Consider the following 15,435-nt stretch of genomic DNA (forward strand, 5'->3'; position numbering starts at 1 on the left):
AAACCAGCACAAGGGAACAGGCGCGGTCCGTTCCCGAGCGTGATGCTCTATCGCGTTATCGGGGGGGCTGCAAGTCTTTTCATGCGGCGGCATGCCCAGCGGGGGACTACCCGTCCTTGCGCCGCAGCAGGAACAGCGCCTGTTCGCCAAACAGGTTGGCCAGCCGGATCGAACGCCGCCATGGCGCGCGTTCCCCGTCCTCGTCCACGGCCATCCACTCTTCCACCACATAGCCTTCGTCGCGGCACAGGGTCAGGAAGTCGAGGATGGTGCACGGATGGATGTTGGGCGTGTCATACCACGGCGTGTTCCACACGCTGGTCATGGGCATGCGCCCGCGCACCAGCATCTGCACGCGCAGCCGCCAGTGGCCGAAATTGGGGAAGGACACGATGGCGTACCGCCCGATGCGCAGCATCTGGCGCAGCACCTCCCGCGGGCGTTCGACCGCCTGGAGCGTGCGCTGGAGCACCACGTAGTCAAAGGCGTTGTCCGGATAATGCGCCAGGTCGTGGTCCGCATCGCCATGCATGACCGGCAGGCCATGGGCGACGGAACGCGTGACCTCACGCATGTCGATCTCGATGCCACGGGCGTCACAGCCGCTGTTGCGGAACAGGTAGTCCAGCAATGCGCCATCCCCGCTGCCCACATCGAGCACACGGGTGCGGGGCCGGATCATTCCGGCAATCAGGCGCTGGTCAAGGCGCATGGTCAGGCAATCCCGGCATGTTCGGCGGCCCCGCACAGGAAGCCCCGGATGGTACGGTCGAAATCCGGCTCGTCCAGCAAAAAGGCGTCATGCCCCTTGTCACTGTCGATCTCGACAAAGGAGACATTGGCCGCCACCCGGTTGAGCGCCCGCGCCAGCAGGCGGGCCTGCGAGGTGGGGAACAGCCAGTCGGACGAGAACGAGACAATGCAGAACCGCGTGCGCGTGCCCGCGAACGGACGTGACATGTCGCCCTCATGCTCGGCGCCAAGGTCAAAATAATCCATGGCGCGGGTAATGGTCAGATAGGAATTGGCATCAAAGCGCCGCACGAAGGTCGAACCCTGATGGCGCAGGTAGCTCTCCACCTCGAACATCTCACCGAACAGGGAGCCCGGCTCCCCTGCCCCCGCGCGCCCCGGCGCATGACGCACGCGGCGGCCGAACTTGCGGGTCAGCGCCGCTTCGGAAAGATAGGTGATGTGCGCCATCATGCGCGCCACCGCCAGGCCCCGGGCCGGGATCTCGTTACATTCCCAGTAGCGGCCGCCATGCCATTGCGGATCGGCGAAAATGGCCTGCCGGCTGACTTCGTTGAAGGCGATGTTCTGCGCCGAATGGAAGGGTGAGGTTGCAATCGGCATGGCCGCGAACACGCATTCGGGATAGGTCGCGCACCATTCCAGCACCTGCATGCCGCCCATGGACCCCCCCACCACCGCCAGCAGGCGGTCAATGCCCAGATGCTCCACCAGCAGCTTCTGGGCACGGACCATGTCCCGGATGGTGATGGGGGGAAAATCGGTGCCCCATGGCTCGGTGGTTCCATCATCGCGCATGCGCGGACTGCGCGGGCCGGTCGTGCCCATGCAGCCACCCAGCACGTTGATGCAGATGACGAAAAACCGCTCCGTATCAATCGGCAGTCCGGGGCCGACCATGCGGGTCCACCAGCCGGGCTTGCCGGTCAGCGGATGGGTATCGGCCACGTACTGGTCCCCCGTCAGCGCATGGCAGACCACGATGGCGTTATCCCGCGCGGGCGAGAGCGTGCCATAGGTGCGGTAGGCGACTTCCACCGGCGCAAGATGGAAGCCGCAGTCCAGGCGCAGTCCGTCCGGAAAGGTGACACTCTGGTGCGACAGGCTGGTATCGGGCGTGGTCTGGTCCATTCTGTATCCGGCATGCGTAAACAGGAACGGTGAAGAAGGCGGCAGTTCGCCTGCCGGCATTGCGTATGGCACCGCCGCCCGGCACATGCAAGGTTCATGCCACCGGCGTGGCCCGTGGCTGCGCCACGGCCTGCCGGGCGGGTGCTAGAACTGCTCCACCCTGTCCACGCCCTCGATCGCCTTGATCATCTGGGCCACGCGGGGGGTGACGCGGTAACGCTCGCCCAGGGTCAGTTCCACATCCCGCGTTTCCGCAACCGACGGCAGCAGGATGACCCGGCCACGCCCCATGCCGTGGCCCTGCAGCACATCGCGGATCGGCTCCAGCGCATCCGCCCGGTCGAACCATATGCGCATCTCGGCCGCGGCCTCCGCCGCCGCCTGTTCCAGTTCCATCACGTCGGATGCGGTAATGCGCAGCGCCTCGCCTTCCAGCTTCAGGTCCGCCGTCACCACCACGGCGTTGCCCGCCACCAGGATTTCACGCGCGCGCGAGAGCACTTCGGAAAAGAACGTGATCTCACACCCGCCCGAAGCATCGGACAGCCGCACCCACGCCATCTTGTTGCCCGTGCGCGTGGGGCGTTCCTTGCGATCCACCACGCAGCCCGCGATCTTGACGCGCACGATCCCCGCCTGTGCCGCCGCCTCCAGCCCCGTGGCGCGCACCGCGCCCAGCCTGCGCATGAGCGGACCGTAGGAATCCAGCGGGTGGCCGGTCAGGTGGAAGCCGATGGCGTCGGCCTCCATGTTCAGGCGCTCGAATTCCGGCCAGTCGGCCACGCGGGGCATGCGCAGCGGCTCACGCGCGGCAGGGCCATCCCCCCCACCGCCAAACAGGCCGATCTGGCCGCTGGCTGCCTGCTGCGCATTGGCCTGCGCGCGGCGCATCACGGTCTCGGCCGCGCCACAGGCCCGTGCGCGGTTGGGCAGGATGGTATCGAACGCCCCCGCGCGCGCCAGGTTTTCCAGCTGCATCTTGTTGACCTGCCGGGGGTCAAGGCGGGCGGCCAGATCCTCCAGGTCCACAAAGGGCCTGTCGCCACGCACCGCCACCAGCGACTGCATGGCCCCCAGCCCCACCTTCTTGACCGCCGCCAGCGCGTAACGGATGGCGTACCCCCCGCCATCGGGCAGTTTTTCCACCGTGAAATCGGCCCCCGAGGCATTGATGTCGGGCGGCAGCAGGGGAATGCCCAAGCGGTCGGCTTCCTGCCGCAGCCCCGCCAGCTTGTCGGTCTTTTCACGCGCAAGCGACATGCATGCGGCAATGAAGGCCACGGGGTGGTTCGCCTTCATCCATGCCGTCTGGTAGGACACCAGCGCGTAGGCGGCGGCGTGGGATTTGTTGAACCCGTAATCGGCGAATTTGGCCATGAGGTCGAACACCTCGGCCGCCTTTTCCCGCTCGATCCCGCGCTTCATCGCCCCTTCAGTAAAGATTTCGCGCTGGCGGTCCATCTCCTCGCGGATCTTCTTGCCCATCGCACGGCGCAGCAGGTCAGCCCCGCCCAGGCTGTAACCCGCCATTTTCTGGGCAATCTGCATGACCTGTTCCTGATAGACCATGATGCCATAGGTCTCTTCCAGGATATCGCGGATTTCCTCGTGCGGGGGCTCCCATGCCTCGCCATGCTTGCGGCGGCAGTAATCGGGTATGTTGGCCATCGGGCCGGGGCGGTACAGCGCCACGGCGGCAATCAGGTCCTCCAGCCGGGTCGGGCGCATCTGCTTGAGCACGTCACGCATGCCAGCGCCTTCGAACTGGAACACGCCACCGGTATCGCCCCGGGCCAGCATCTCGTAAGTCAGGGGATCGTCCAGCGGCAGGGCCGACAGGTCCACCGCCACCCCCATGCCATGCAGGAACTGCACCGCGCGCTGCAGGATGGTGAGCGTGGTCAGGCCAAGGAAGTCGAACTTGACCAGCCCCGCCTGCTCCACGAACTTCATGTTGTACTGCGTGACCAGCATGTCGCTCTTGGGGTCGCGGTACAGCGGCACCAGTTCCACCAGTTCGCGGTCACCGATCACCACACCGGCGGCATGCGTGCTGGCATGGCGGAACAGGCCTTCAAGCTGCTGGCCGATTTCCAGCAGGCGGCGGATCGCCTCGTCCTCGTCACGCATTTCCTGCAGGCGCGGCTCCCCCTCGATCGCCTGCTTCAGCGTGACCGGCTGGGCGGGATTGTTGGGGATCAGTTCGGCCACGCGGTTGACCATGCCGAAAGGCAGGCCCAGCACGCGCCCCACGTCACGCACCGCCGCGCGCGCCTGCAGCTTGCCGAACGTGATGATCTGGGCCACCCGGTCGGCGCCGTATTCGTTACGGACGTAGCGGATCACCTCGTCACGCCGGTCCTGGCAGAAATCGATATCGAAATCGGGCATCGACACGCGTTCGGGGTTCAGGAAGCGTTCGAACAGCAGGTTGAAGGGAATGGGATCGATGTCGGTAATGGTCAGCGCCCATGCGGCCAGCGAACCGGCACCCGAACCACGGCCCGGCCCCACGGGAATGTCATGCTCCTTGGCCCACTGGATGAAGTCGGCCACGATCATGAAGTAACCGGGGAAGCCCATGTTGGCGATGATGTCGAGTTCGAACGCCAGACGTTCCTCGTATTTCCGGCGCGTCTCCTCATCCACGTCCATGCGGGACAGGCGGCGGGCCAGGCCGGTCCGCGCCATGTTGCGCAGGGTCTCGTCCTCGGTCTTGCCCGGCTGGACCTTGGGGCACATGGGCAGCAGCGGCTTGCAGGTCTCGACCTTGATTGCGCACAGGCGCGCAATCTCCAGCGTGTTGTCACACGCTTCGGGCAGGTCGGCAAACAGTTCGCGCATGGCCTCGGCGGGCTTGAACCAGTGCTCGGGTGTGACACGCCAGCGGTCACGCTCGGCCATGGTGCGGCCCTGGGCTATGCACAGCAGCGCGTCATGCGCCTCGTACATGTCCGGTTTGGGGAAGAAGCACTCATTGGTGGCCACCAGCGGCAGGCCCATGCGGTCGGCCATGGCAATCATGCCCGGCTCCACCGCGCGTTCGGCTGCCTGGCCGTGGCGGTGCAGTTCGACGGCCATGTAGCGGCCATAGGCTGCATGCAGGCGCTCCATGAAGCGCGCGGCCTCACGCTCCTGCCCTTCGGCCAGCATGTGGAACAGCGGGCCACGGCTGCCGCCGGTCAGCAGGAACAGGCCGCCCGCACGCTCACACAGCAGGTCCAGTGTTACGGTCGGCTCATCGGTCACGGTCTGCAGGAAACCGGCGGAGGAGAGGAACTGCAGGTTGGCCAGCCCCTCCGCATTGCGTGCCAGCAGCACCACATGCTCGGCGGGCATGCCGGGCTTGTCGCTGCGCGAGGGCAGGCCAAGCTGGCAGCCAATGATCGGCTGCACGCCCTTCTTGCCGCAATATTGCGAGAACTCCAGCGCGCCGAACATGTTGCCCGTATCGGTAATGGCAACGGCGGGCATGCGCATGTCATGCGCCAGCGCCACCAGTTCGGGCACGCGAATGGCCCCCTGGCTGAGGGAATAGGCGGAATGGACCCGGAGGTGAACAAAATCGGCATGGGACATGGGGGCATCCTACCCCATACCGCATCTGATTCGCACGCCCCTGCGCAGGGCATGGCCCGCCATACCTGAAAAACAATAAAAGTTTTTGGGTGCCGCCTTTTTTCAAGAAGGCAGCATTATCCGAAGCTTTTTGAAAAAAGCTTCACCAAAAACTTCCTATGCTTTCAGGTAGTACTGGCCAGTGGCACGACCAGCCCGTCCCGCAACGTGACGATACGGTCCATACGGCGGGCCAGGTCCATGTTGTGGGTGGCAATCAGGGCTGCCACGCCATGGGCGCGCACGGTTTCCAGCAGGGCATCGAACACCGCGTCGGATGTATGCACATCCAGGTTGCCCGTCGGCTCGTCGGCCAGCAGTACATGCGGGCGGTTGGCCAGCGCACGCGCAATGGCCACGCGCTGCTTCTCACCGCCTGAAAGCCTGCCCGGCAGGTGCTCCAGCCGGTGCGCAAGGCCAAAGGCGGACAGCAGTTCATCCGCCCGCGTGCGGGCCGCCTTGCGCGCAACGCCTGCAATCATCTGCGGCAGCATGACGTTCTCACGCGCCGAAAATTCGGCCAGCAGGTGATGGAACTGGTAGACAAACCCGATCCGGTCACGCCGCAGCTGCGTGCGCTGCGCATCGGCCAGCGCGCCTGCATCCTGCCCCGCCAGCATGACACAGCCCGCATCCGGCTTTTCCAGCAGGCCCGCCAGATGCAGCAGCGTGGACTTGCCCGTGCCCGACGGGGCGACAAGGGCCACGATCTCACCGGGGTTCAGCGTCAGGTCCGCGCCACGCAGCACATCAAGCGTTTCCTCGCCGCTTATGTAGCGCCGCGCCACGCCATCCATGCGCAGCGGCGGGACATGCAGGGTCTCATTCATGGCGCAGGGCCTCCACCGGGTCGGTCTTTGCCGCCCGCCATGAGGGATAGAGCGTTGCCAGCAGCGACAGCACCAGCGCCATCACGATCACCTCGATCACCTGTGACCAGATGAGCCTGGCGGGCAGGTGCTCCAGGTAATACACCTCGGGATTGAACAGGTTGGTACCGGTCATGCGCTGGAGCAGCTGGCGGATATGCTCGATGTTCAGGCAGAACACGATGCCCAGCCCCGTGCCGACAAACGTGCCGGTCACCCCCACCGATGCCCCGCACATAAGGAAGATGCGCATGATCGCCCCGCGCGTTGCCCCCAGCGTGCGCAGCACGGCAATATCCGCCCCCTTGTCCTTGACCATCATGATCAGCGATGAAATGACATTGAAGGCGGCAACAAGGATGATGAGCGTCAGGATAAGGAACATCACGTTCTGTTCCACCTGCACCGCGCCGAAGAAGGCGTTGTTGCTCTGTGTCCAGTCCATTACCCGGACCTCGCCATCCATCGCCTTTTCAATCGCGGCACGGATCGGGGCCACGTTTTCGGCGTCGCGGGTCATGACCTGCACCTGCGTCACCTGTCCCGGCAGCTGGAAATAGACCTGGGCCGCATGCAGTGGCAGGAACACGTAGCTGGCGTTGTAGTCATTCACGCCCGCATCAAAAATCGCCACCACGCGGTAGGCGCGCACGCGCGGCATGGTGCCAAACGCGGTGGCCGCCCCCTGGGGTGAGACCAGCGTCAGCCTGCCCCCCACGGTCAGCCCGGCGCGTTCGGCCAGCGTGGTGCCCACGACTATGGTGTCATCACCGCCAAAATCATCCAGCGATCCGGCGACAAGGTTGCCGCTCACCTCATGCAGGGCCAGCAGGTCCGCGCGCGTCATGCCGCGCACCAGCCCGCCCGCGTTATAGGTGCCGGAATTGAGCAGTACCTGCGATTCCACCAGCGGTGCGGCCGAGACCACGCCGGGCACCCCGCGCACCCGTCCCGCAACGTCATCGTAATCCGTGATGGTGCGGGTCAGGCCATACACGCTCAGGTCACCATTCAGGCCAAGGATGCGCCCCAGCAGGTCGGCCTTGAACCCGTTCATGACCGACATCACGATGATCAGGGTCGCAACCCCCAGCGCGATCCCTACAAGCGAGAAGATCGCGATGACGGAAACGAACCGCTCCCCCCGCCGGGCATGCAGGTAACGCCCGGCGACCATCCGCTCGAAGGGACCAAACATTAGCGGCCCGTTTTCGTGATCAGGGCCAGCGCGGCGTCCAGTGTCTCCTCGGTGCGCTCGCCGGTGCGGCGGTTCTTGACCTCGACCCTGCCTTCCTTCGCGCCACGCGGGCCGACAATCAGCTGCCACGGATGGCCCAGCAGGTCGGCATCGGCAAACTTCGCACCCGCGCGCTCGGCCCGGTCATCATACAGCAGGTCGTCCGGGGCCGCCGCATACAGCTTTTCACACATGGCGTCGCACTGGGCATCACCATTCTTCAGGTTGATGATGACGGCGCGGAAGGGGGCGACCGATTCCGGCCAGATGATGCCGTTCTCGTCATGGCTGGCCTCGATGATGGCCGCGACAAGACGCGACACGCCAATGCCGTACGATCCCATTTCCGGGTAAAGCGGCGCGCCATCGGGGCCGCTGACCGCGATATCCATCGACTGGGTATATTTACGCCCGAAGTTGAAGATGTGCCCGACCTCGATGCCCCGGCCTTCGCGCCTGCGTTCGGCCGGTACCTTTGCCCATGCCGCCTCGTCATGCATCTCGTCGGTCGCGGCGTAGAAAGAGGTCAGGCTGGTGAAGAACGCCCCCAGCGCGTCGCGATCGTTCACATCGATGGTTTCACCCACCCAGTCCTGTTCCTCCAGCGCGCTGTCAAAGAACACGCCACTTTCCCCCGTGGGGGCCAGGATCAGGAATTCATGGCTCAGTTCGCCACCGATCGGCCCGGTATCGGCCCGCATGGGAATCGCACGCACGCCCAGGCGCTGGAAGGTACGCAGGTAGGACAGCATCATGCGCCGGTAGGTATCGACCGCCGCCGCGTGGTCAAGATCGAAGCTGTAGGCGTCCTTCATATAGAACTCACGCCCGCGCATCACGCCAAAGCGGGGGCGGACCTCGTCACGGAACTTCCACTGGATCTGGTAGAGCACCTGCGGCAGTTCCTTGTAGGATTTGATGGCCTGGCCGAACAGGTCGGTCACCATTTCCTCATTGGTGGGGCCGAACAGCATGTCACGCTCGTGGCGGTCCTGTATGCGCAGCATTTCGGGGCCATAGGCGTCGTACCGGCCCGAACGCTTCCACAACTCGGCCGACTGCATGGTGGGCATGAGCAGTTCCTGCGCGCCGATGGCATCCTGCTCCGCACGGACGATGTTGGCGATGTTGCGCAGCACCCGCAGCCCCGTGGGCAGCCAGGCGTAAATTCCCGCCGCCGTCTGCCGGATCATGCCCGCACGCAGCATGAGCCGGTGCGAGGTGATCTGGGCCTCGGTCGGATTTTCCTTGAGAGTCGGGAGAAAACTGCGGGACAGACGCATGGCCGTATGAACCTTGAGTATGGGGAACCGATAATGCTGCGGACCCTAAACCAATCCCGACGCCCGTGGAATGGGGCATGTTCACCCTTCCTCCGTGCGCAACACCGAAGCGTGATGCCCACACCCCGCCAGACCGTAAACATCCGCGTGAGGGGGCATGGCCCTGCCCCCCTGCCGGGCGTATGGTGCGCGGGCCGATCTGGTCGCACTGAACGACGCCGGGTTTAGGGAAAACGTACCAAAAAAATGGCAGGAAACGGATCAACCGTTCCCTGCCATAATCATGTAGGGCCCTACCCTGACAGGTTTGTGGGCCAGTTTAAGATAAAGGCTTCAGGGAACGCCGCCTTTTTGAAAAAAGGCAGCACCCAAAAACTTTTATCCGTTATCCAGTTCAGACGCGCAGCAGGTGCACATCCACCAGCGGGCGCTTCTGCAGCTTGCGGCCAAGGGCGCGGCGCAGGGCGGTTTTCGCCGCCTCGCGGAAGGTTGCGTCATTCGCCCGCAGCTCATCGGGGATTTCGTCCAGCGCATTGCCGAATTCTTCCGTAACCCGCTGGGTCTCGGGGTCTTCCATGTCCAGCAGGCCCGGGGCGCTGACCTTCGGGTCACCAATCAGGTAGCCCTCGTCATCCACCGCAAAGCTGCCCAGCACCATGCCGTTGAACAGCATGCGCCGCCGCGCGGCCAGCACGCCGCCATTCATGGGCAGGATACGCCCGCCATCCAGAACCAGCCGCCCGGTGGGCGCGGTATCGCCAATTTCCACGCCATCGGCGCGGATATCCAGGATATCGCCATCTTCCAGCAGCACCGGCTCGATATCCAGTTCCTGCGCAATGGCGGCATTGGCGGTCAGGTGGCGCCATTCGCCATGCACCGGGATCAGGAAGCGCGGGCGCACAAGGTCATACAGCCTGCGCACGTCACCACCCGTTGCATGGCCGGACACATGCACAAGGTGGTCCTTGTCCGTAATCACATGCACGCCGCGACGGGTCAGGTTGTCCTGCACCTGGATCACGGCCTGCTCGTTACCGGGGATCATGCGGCTGCTGTAGATGACCGTATCGCCTTCCCCCAGCGAGATGTTGGGGTGGGTGTCGGACGCGATGCGCGACAGGGCGGAGCGCGGCTCCCCCTGGCTGCCGGTCACGATCAGCAGTATCTGGCCATCGGGCACGGAATTGGCGTCCTGCTCGGACAGGAACTGCGGCACGTCGGACAGGTAGCCACATTCCCGCGCCGCGACCTCCAGGTTGCGCAGGCTGCGGCCCACCACGGCCACGCGGCGGCCAGCGGCCTGCGCGGCCTTGGCCAGCGTTTCCACGCGGGCGACGTTACTGGCAAAGCAGGTCACCGCGATCCGCCCCTCAAGCGAGGCGATGAGGCGGGTCATCTCGCGCCTTACATCGGCTTCGGATGCGGAAGGCCCTTCGGTGCGGACATTGGTGCTGTCGCACACCATGGCCAGCACGCCCTCGCGCCCCAGTTCGGCAAAGGTTTCAAGGTCGGTGGGGGGGCCGACCTGCGGGTCGGGGTCGATCTTCCAGTCACCGGTATGGATGATGATGCCCTGCGGCGTACGCAGCACCAGCGACTGCGATTCCGGCACCGAATGGGTGACCGAGACGAAGCGCAGGTCAAACGGCCCGACCGTAAAGGCGCCGCCGGGGGCGATGACGTGGATCGGCACCTGCTGGACCAGCCCCGCCTCACCCAGCTTGCGGCGCAGCACGGCGGCGGCAAACGGGGTGACATAGACCGGGCAGCCAAGCTGCGGCCACAGATGGGCGATGGCGCCCAGATGGTCCTCATGCGCGTGGGTGACCACCAGCCCCGCCAGCGCCTTCCTGCGTTCGGCGATGAAGACCGGATCGGGCAGGATGATCTCGGCCTCGGGCGTGTCATTGCCGCTGAAGCCGATGCCACAGTCCACCGCCAGCCATGTCTCGCCCTGCCGGTACAGGTTGAGGTTCATGCCAATTTCGCCGGTTCCGCCTAGCGGAAGAAATGAAACGCCTGTTACATCATTCATAAATAAAGCCTGTTTTCAGTTACCAAGGTCTGGATGCGTTTGAAAAAAGGGCCCGGAACGCCTGTTCCGTGCCGGTTCGTCTGCCTGGATGTCAGCCCGGTCGGGGCCAAAATTCCGTGTCCGTCCAGCCTGAAGCTGGTGCGTGCGCCCTGCCTGCGCGGTGGAGCCATGCCGTTTCCCCCACCCCATTTCTGGGGATGGACCGCAGGAAACGCCGCTCGACACCGGCACGGGCCAGACGCCACGCGCTATCAAATCCCCTTACGGGTTATCATGTAATCCGCTTGACTTAAATCTCTTTCCTTGATCGTGCCGGATTATTCTCACCCCGTACGCGCCACGATCACCTCTCCCGTCACCACGCGGCGCAGGCCGTGCGCGGTCTGCAGCAGCAGGGTACCATCATCCGCCAGCCCTGCAAACGTGCCGGTAAACTGCTGGTTTCCCGCCTTTACGTTCACACCCGTGCCAACAGGGTGCCCGCGTTCCAGCCATGCCGCGCGCACCGCGCCAAACCCGTGGGTGGCATGACATCCAAGCCAGCGGTCCAGATGCCGCAGCACCGCCCGCGCCACCACGGGGGCCGCAGGCACATCCGGGATCATATCCGCCAGGCAGGCCAGTTCACGCCCCGCAATGGCCGGGGCATGGCGCAAATTGGCCCCCATGCCGATCACCTGCCACTGTTCCCCCGTAACACGGGTTCCGGTCTCGATCAGGATGCCCGCCATCTTGCGGCCTGCCAGCAGCAGGTCATTGGGCCATTTCAGCACCAGTGCGCGGGTGTCGGGCAGGAAGTCCCCCATCGCGTCATGCAGCGCCAGCCCCGCAATGAAGGGCCACAGCCCCACCGGCACGGCCGCACCCGGCCCTACCAGCATGACGGAAAGCGCCAGGTTGCCACCCGGGTCGACCCATTCCCGCCCCCGGCTGCCCCGCCCGGCCGTCTGGCTCAGGGCAAGGATGGCAAGCCCGTTTTCCTCCTGCCCGGCATCCAGCCGGGCCTTGCAGGTATCGGACGTGGACCCCAGCCTGTCATGCACTTCCATCCGCCACGCCCCGCCACTGGCGCGGGGAATGTTCTGGCTGGAAGTGCGGTCCGGGCTGGGGATCATGGGCTACCTGAACAATGCGCCTGCGGCCGCCTGTGCCGCCGTGGCGACCGGGCCAAGCCCGACGATGAAGAAAACGGTCACAATCCCCATCCCGACCGATACGAACGAGACGGAAACCGGCATGCGGTCCAGCGCCGGGGCCGGCGCATCGAAAAACATGACCTTGACCACACGCACATAATAATAGGCCCCGATCACGCTGCTGATGATACCGATTGCGGCCAGCGCGTAAAGCTGTGCGTTGATGGCGGCGTAAAACACCATGAGCTTGCCAAAGAACCCGGCCAGCGGCGGCGCCCCGGCCATGGAGAACATGAACACCGCCATGGCCAGCGCCAGACCGGGATCACTGCGCCCAAGCCCCGCCAGGTCACTGATGCGGCTGACCGCATGGCCCTTGCGCCGCATGGCCACGATCCCGGCAAACGCGCCCACATTCATGAACAGGTAGGTCACAAGATAGACCAGCGTGCCGCGCGTGCCCTCCGCCGTGCCCGCGGCAAGCCCGATCATGGCGTAGCCCATGTGCCCGATGGAGGAATAGGCCATGAGCCGCTTGATGTTGACCTGCGGAATGGCCGCAAGCGCGCCGAACAGCATGGAGGCGGCGGACACCACCTCGATCAGCAGCTGCCATTGCGGCGTCATGCTGCCGAAGGGACCGGCCATGACCCGCAGCAGCACCGCGAATGCCGCGACCTTGGGCGCCCCCGCCATATAGGCGGTGACCGGACTGGGCGCGCCCTGGTACACATCCGGCGTCCACATATGGAACGGCACCATGGACAGCTTGAAGCACAGCCCCACCAGCACGAACACGATCCCCACCATAAGCCCGGCGGGCAGCACCGCGCTGCCGCGCACCGCCTGTTGCAGGCCCGCATATTCCAGCGTGCCACCAAAGCCATAGGCCAGCGAGATGCCATAAAGCAGCAGCCCCGACGCCAGTGAGCCGAGCACGAAATACTTCAGCCCCGCCTCCGCCGCCGTAACCCGGTCGCGCGCAAAGGCGCACAGGATGTAGATGGCCAGTGACGAAAGCTCCAGCCCCACGAACAGCGTCATGAGATTGCCCGAGGACGCCATGATCATGGTGCCCAGCGTGGAAAACGCGATCAGGACCGGGAATTCGAACCTATCGATTTCCATCTCCCGCGCATAACCCACGCTCAGCACCAGCGAGAGTGCTGCCCCGGTCAGGCTGAGCACTTTCATGAAGCGGGCAAACCCGTCATTGACAAAAACATGCCCGTAGCCGGTGCCATCGGGTGCCAGCACCACAAGGATGCCGGTGACCACCAGCGCCAGCAGCGTCATCATCGTGCAGGAAAAGAAGGCCTGCCCGCGCTTCTGCATCACCCCGGCCAGCAGGATGGCCAGCCCCGACAGGGCCAGCACGATTTCGGGCAGAGCAAGTGTCCAGTTCATTGGTGTGGCCCTGACATCCTTGGGGTTAGCGGGTGAACAGCATGGTGGACAGCAGCACCACCAGCCCGATCAGCATGGAAAAGGCATAGACGGCAATCGAGCCGGTCTGCACGCGCACGGCCTGCCCGGCGCTGCCCGCGGTCAGGCGGGCAAGGCCCTCGGGTATGCCCTCGACCACGTCCTCATCCACGTCTTTCCACAGGAAGCGCGCAAGCGCGCGATAGGGGCGGACGAAAATGAAGTCGTACAGCTCGTCGAAATACCATTTGTTGAGCAGGAACAGGTAAAGCGGGCGCAGGCCGCGCGCCATGGCCACCGGAATGCCGGGGCTTGCGATGTAGCACACATAGGCCACCACAATGCCCGCCACCGCGGCAAAGGTCGGCACCAGCGCGATGATGCCCGGCGTCTCCTCCAGCCGTGCCATGATGTCATGGCCGGAAATGGCGGCAATCGCCCCGTTCCAGAACGCCACCTGACGGGCGCCGATATAGAAGGGTGCCAGCGCGACCCCCGCCACAACCGCGCCAACGGACAGCACGGCCAGCGGCATGAGCATCGACGGCGGGCTTTCATGCGCGCCCGCGTTCAGGTGTGCGTCACGCGGCGTGCCATGGAAGACCAGGAAGATCAGCCGCCAGCTGTACAGCGCGGTCAGGAACGCGGTGATGCAGCCCATGACCCAGCCGTAATGACCCATGGTGGAACCCGACATCCATGCCGCCTCCAGTATCGCATCCTTCGACCAGTAACCGGCAAAGGGGAAGATACCGGCCAGCGCCAGGCTGCCGATCCACATCGCGGCATAGGTCAGGGGGATTTTCCGCCACAGCCCGCCCATGCGGAACATGTCCTGCTCATCACGCACGGCATGGATCACGCAGCCCGCGCCAAGGAACAGCAGCGCCTTGAAGAAGGCATGGGTTGTCAGGTGGAACATCGAGGCCTGATACGCCCCCACACCCACCGCCACGAACATGTAGCCCAGCTGCGAACAGGTGGAATAGGCGATGGTGCGCTTGATATCGGGCTGCACCAGCCCCACGGTCGCGGCAAAGAAGCTGGTCGTGCCCCCCACCAGCACGATCAGGTCGCGCGTGACCGGGGCCAGTTCCACCAGCGGCGACATGCGCACCATAAGGAAGATGCCCGCCGTGACCATGGTGGCCGCGTGGATCAGGGCGGAAACCGGGGTCGGCCCCTCCATCGCGTCCGGCAGCCAGGTGTGCAGGAACAGCTGGGCCGACTTGCCCATCGCACCGATGAAAAGCAGTGTTGCGATGACTTCCAGCAGCGGATGCGTGCCGAACAGCTGGAACGTGTCATTCACATGATAGGGGATGGCGGCGAAAATATCGTCATACGACACGCTGCCAAGGCGGATGAAGATGAGCGAGATGCCCAGCAGGAAGAACAGGTCGGCCACGCGGTTGACCACGAACGCCTTGATGGCCGCGGCACAGGCGGAAGACCGGTCGTACCAGTAGCCGATGAGCAGGTAACTGGCCAGTCCCACCCCTTCCCAGCCAAAGAAAAGCTGGAGCAGGTTGTCCGACGTGACCAGCATGAGCATGGCAAAGGTGAACAGCGACAGGTAGGAGAAGAAGCGGTAGACCGGCTGAGCCTCATGCGCCATGTAGCCCACGCTGTACACATGCACCAGCAGCGAGACCACGGTGACCATGGCCACCACGCTGACCGAAAGCATGTCCATGCGCAGCTGCCAGTCGGCATGGAAACGGCCCGCATGGATCCAGTCGGCCACCGGCACGGCAAACGTGCCCACGTCACCCGTCTCGAACCCCAGCACGCCAATGGCGGACAGGGCGGCGCAGGTCATGAGGGCTATGGTGACCACCCGCGCCGCCGCATCACCCATAAGGTGGCCGAAACCACCGGCAACCAGAAAACCGACAAGGGGTGCGAACACCGCTACTTCAAACAGGAAGGATGCTGCCTGCAT

At 64.6% G+C, this 15,435-nt stretch carries 10 protein-coding genes; all 10 read right to left on the reverse strand.

The window, feature by feature from the left end; translation table 11 throughout:
- Positions 1–106: 106 nt before the first annotated feature.
- Entirely contained in the window at positions 107–712 is a 606-nt protein-coding gene (gene metW, locus CFR78_RS02355; RefSeq protein ID WP_007399847.1) for a methionine biosynthesis protein MetW, read from the reverse strand.
- 2 nt (positions 713–714) lie between these two features.
- Positions 715–1,884, reverse strand: a complete 1,170-nt coding sequence (metX, locus tag CFR78_RS02360) for a homoserine O-acetyltransferase MetX (protein ID WP_034933371.1) — start codon at positions 1,882–1,884, stop codon at positions 715–717.
- Positions 1,885–2,028: 144 nt separating this feature from the next.
- Complete coding sequence (gene dnaE, locus CFR78_RS02365) at positions 2,029–5,463, reverse strand: DNA polymerase III subunit alpha (RefSeq protein WP_034932916.1); 3,435 nt, start codon at positions 5,461–5,463, stop codon at positions 2,029–2,031.
- Positions 5,464–5,627: 164 nt separating this feature from the next.
- Positions 5,628–6,332, reverse strand: a complete 705-nt coding sequence (locus CFR78_RS02370; protein WP_034932918.1) for an ABC transporter ATP-binding protein — start codon at positions 6,330–6,332, stop codon at positions 5,628–5,630.
- Positions 6,325–7,569: a lipoprotein-releasing ABC transporter permease subunit gene (locus CFR78_RS02375; RefSeq protein WP_034932920.1), complete on the reverse strand. Its 1,245-nt coding sequence runs from the start codon at positions 7,567–7,569 to the stop codon at positions 6,325–6,327. The genes CFR78_RS02370 and CFR78_RS02375 overlap by 8 nt, the downstream gene beginning before the upstream one ends.
- Positions 7,569–8,891 (reverse strand): proline--tRNA ligase, encoded by a 1,323-nt coding sequence (proS, locus tag CFR78_RS02380; protein WP_034932921.1) that lies wholly within the window; start codon positions 8,889–8,891, stop codon positions 7,569–7,571. Before proS ends, CFR78_RS02375 begins: the two co-directional genes overlap by 1 nt.
- A gap of 394 nt (positions 8,892–9,285) precedes the next feature.
- The gene (locus CFR78_RS02385; protein ID WP_007399840.1) at positions 9,286–10,929 is read right to left on the reverse strand and encodes a ribonuclease J; all 1,644 of its coding nucleotides are present in this window, start codon (positions 10,927–10,929) and stop codon (positions 9,286–9,288) included.
- Positions 10,930–11,252: 323 nt separating this feature from the next.
- The gene (locus CFR78_RS02390; RefSeq protein ID WP_051672174.1) at positions 11,253–12,044 is read right to left on the reverse strand and encodes a biotin--[acetyl-CoA-carboxylase] ligase; all 792 of its coding nucleotides are present in this window, start codon (positions 12,042–12,044) and stop codon (positions 11,253–11,255) included.
- Positions 12,045–12,047: 3 nt separating this feature from the next.
- Positions 12,048–13,472, reverse strand: coding sequence for an NADH-quinone oxidoreductase subunit NuoN (nuoN, locus tag CFR78_RS02395; RefSeq protein WP_034932922.1), 1,425 nt, complete (start codon positions 13,470–13,472; stop codon positions 12,048–12,050).
- Positions 13,473–13,497: 25 nt separating this feature from the next.
- The gene (gene nuoL, locus CFR78_RS02400) at positions 13,498–15,435 is read right to left on the reverse strand and encodes an NADH-quinone oxidoreductase subunit L (RefSeq protein ID WP_034932923.1); all 1,938 of its coding nucleotides are present in this window, start codon (positions 15,433–15,435) and stop codon (positions 13,498–13,500) included.

The organism is Komagataeibacter rhaeticus (assembly GCF_003207855.1).
In the GTDB taxonomy this organism is placed as follows: Bacteria; Pseudomonadota; Alphaproteobacteria; order Acetobacterales; family Acetobacteraceae; genus Komagataeibacter; species Komagataeibacter rhaeticus.

Bases quoted from the DNA above. Each gene is read 5' to 3' on its own strand.
- metW (WP_007399847.1), bottom strand. From the start codon at position 712: ATGCGCCTTGACCAGCGCCTGATTGCCGGAATGATCCGGCCCCGCACC.
- metX (WP_034933371.1), bottom strand. From the start codon at position 1,884: ATGGACCAGACCACGCCCGATACCAGCCTGTCGCACCAGAGTGTCACC.
- dnaE (WP_034932916.1), bottom strand. From the start codon at position 5,463: ATGTCCCATGCCGATTTTGTTCACCTCCGGGTCCATTCCGCCTATTCC.
- CFR78_RS02370 (WP_034932918.1), bottom strand. From the start codon at position 6,332: ATGAATGAGACCCTGCATGTCCCGCCGCTGCGCATGGATGGCGTGGCG.
- CFR78_RS02375 (WP_034932920.1), bottom strand. From the start codon at position 7,569: ATGTTTGGTCCCTTCGAGCGGATGGTCGCCGGGCGTTACCTGCATGCC.
- proS (WP_034932921.1), bottom strand. From the start codon at position 8,891: ATGCGTCTGTCCCGCAGTTTTCTCCCGACTCTCAAGGAAAATCCGACC.
- CFR78_RS02385 (WP_007399840.1), bottom strand. From the start codon at position 10,929: ATGAATGATGTAACAGGCGTTTCATTTCTTCCGCTAGGCGGAACCGGC.
- CFR78_RS02390 (WP_051672174.1), bottom strand. From the start codon at position 12,044: ATGATCCCCAGCCCGGACCGCACTTCCAGCCAGAACATTCCCCGCGCC.
- nuoN (WP_034932922.1), bottom strand. From the start codon at position 13,472: ATGAACTGGACACTTGCTCTGCCCGAAATCGTGCTGGCCCTGTCGGGG.
- nuoL (WP_034932923.1), bottom strand. From the start codon at position 15,435: ATGCAGGCAGCATCCTTCCTGTTTGAAGTAGCGGTGTTCGCACCCCTT.